This window comes from Skermanella sp. (assembly GCF_059503625.1).
In genome coordinates this window covers 1-2,129 of the sequence record NZ_JCACHA010000511.1, presented here as the reverse complement: position 1 = coordinate 2,129, position 2,129 = coordinate 1, and the positions used below count along the sequence as shown (strand labels likewise).

Sequence of the window (2,129 nt, the reverse complement as noted above, 5' to 3'; positions counted from 1 at the left end):
ACCCTCCCCAGGCCGCCCAGCCGATCAGGTTATGGACGGTGGAATGGGACAGCAGGCACGACGAGATGCGGGCCAGCAGGAAACGCAGGTGAAAGAACGGAGAAACGAAACTGATCATGACGCGCCGCCACAGTACCGCCTTGGGGAGGCCCGGCCGCAGTCCGGCGAGGTTCATCACGAACTGCGTGAACTCGTCCTCGTGGGTCAGGAGCTTGTTGGGACTGTGATGAAGCATGTGTTCGTGCTGATAGACGTCGAAATGCTTCATCAGCAGCAGGATCGAGATCGTCTCGCCGACACGGCGATTGGTCGAACGTTCGCGGAATACCGTGCCATGGGCGCAGTGATGGAAGACGACCGCCTGTAGCTTGCCCATCCCGGACGACGAGAGGATCATCATGAAGGGCAGGGCGATCAGCCAGAAGCCACCCAGTTCGAGTGCCGCGAGGCTGAAGGCGACGCCTGCTGTCAGGGCCGCGAAGGCCGTGACGACATGGTAATGGGAAGAATGCGCCTTGGCGGTTTCTCCCGGTGCCGGACGAGCCGTAAGCCAGGTTAGGAAAGGCTGCACGAATCCGGGTAGCCGGTGGTGCATTCCGGCCCTCGGATCGGCGAAACGGGCAGGTGCCCGCTCCGCCTGATCGGATGCGATGCGATCCTCTTTTGCGGAGATTTCACGTTCGTACGTAGCAATGGACATCCCATGTCTCCTTTGGGGTTTGATCCTATTGCTACAGATATTCTCCGAAAAAGAACAGAATCTACACTATATCTGACGATAAAGGGCCGATCGCGGGGGTTGTTCACTATATACCCCAAGTCATTAACGCGAATCGGAAATAATCGTACAATATAGTGTGGCGTACCGGATTTACTGGAAATTGACTGGAAACTTACTATCCGGCAAATGGCGGCACCTCCATGCCGGTGACTCCTGTTCCGGTGATGGCGAAGAGGCAGCCTGCCAGCGGATCCGGCTCTTCTCCGCTCGTTTGAAGGGAGGTCACGTAGATCACGTCGAGTCCACGCCCGCCGAAGGCGATCTTGGTCGGGGTGCGGCACGGCATCTTGACGGTCATGTCCAGCACGCCCTGCGGCGTGAAACGCAGCAGTTCCCCCCCGAAGATCCCTGCCATCCAGTAGCATCCGTCCGCGTCGCACGCACCGCCGTCAGGCCTTCCGGCCATGCCGTGGGTATCCACGAAAACCCGGCGGTTGCTTGGCGTGCCCGTATCGGCATCGTAGTCGAATGCCCAGATGGTCCGCACCTTGGCGTTGCTGTCGGACAGGTACATGGTCTTGCCGTCGGGGCTGAAAGCCAGCCCGTTCGTGGTCCAGAGCCCGTCGATCATGGGACGGCAGCTCAGGTCCGGATCGATCCGGTACAGCGCACCCTGCGGCTGGCCGAGCGGCGCGCCCATCCGCATCGTGCCGGCCCAGAAGCGGCCGGCGCCGTCGGTAGTGGCGTCGTTGAACCGGTTGTCCGGCTTGTCCGCCTCCGGATCGAACAGGCGGGTCAATTCGGCCGAGGCCGGGTCGAAGAAGGCAAGGCCGTTCCTCAGCCCCAGCAGCAGGCCGCCCCTGCCGCGCACTGCGATGGACCCGATCTCCTCGGGCATCGACCACCTTTCATCCCGGCCCGTAGCCGGGTCGAAACGGTGAAGGGCAGGGGCTTCGATATCGACCCAGTACAGCTTCTGTTCGGCGACCGACCACATCGGGCTTTCACCCAGCTTGGCAGGCTCCGCGACGACGCATTCGATATTCATGCCGTTTCTCCTCTGCGAGTCAGATATCCCGGGTGCGAAAACCCCGACAAGCCAGGTGCTTTCGTAAGGCAAGGCCGCTTTCAGGGAACGGCCGGGCGACGGTTCACGAGGTATATCCCAAAGCACACCAACAGCATGGCGGCCACCATGGCACCGCTGATCCTCTCGCCAAGCAGCACGCCGCCCGCGATCAGCCCGAACAAGGGTGTCAGGAACGAGAAGGCGGTCAGCTTGCCGGCGGGATACGAGCTTATCAGCCAGAACCAGGTGAGATAGCTGGCGAACGCGACGATGACGATCTGGTAGGCCATGGAGGCCAGGACCGGACCCGTCAGAGCCGTAATGCCGCTTTCTCCCAGC

Annotated in this window: 3 protein-coding genes; all 3 read right to left on the bottom strand. The window is 61.4% G+C overall.

The window, feature by feature from the left end:
- On the bottom strand, nucleotides 1-700 hold a 700-nt coding region (locus AC5JJ6_RS10980; protein WP_496042068.1), incomplete at its 3' end, for a hypothetical protein.
- Between the two features lie 196 nt (nucleotides 701-896).
- On the bottom strand, nucleotides 897-1,769 hold the full coding sequence (locus AC5JJ6_RS10975; RefSeq protein ID WP_496042067.1) for an SMP-30/gluconolactonase/LRE family protein: 873 nt from the start codon (nucleotides 1,767-1,769) through the stop codon (nucleotides 897-899).
- A gap of 80 nt (nucleotides 1,770-1,849) precedes the next feature.
- The coding region (locus AC5JJ6_RS10970; RefSeq protein ID WP_496042066.1) for an EamA family transporter at nucleotides 1,850-2,129 on the bottom strand (280 nt) is incomplete at its 5' end.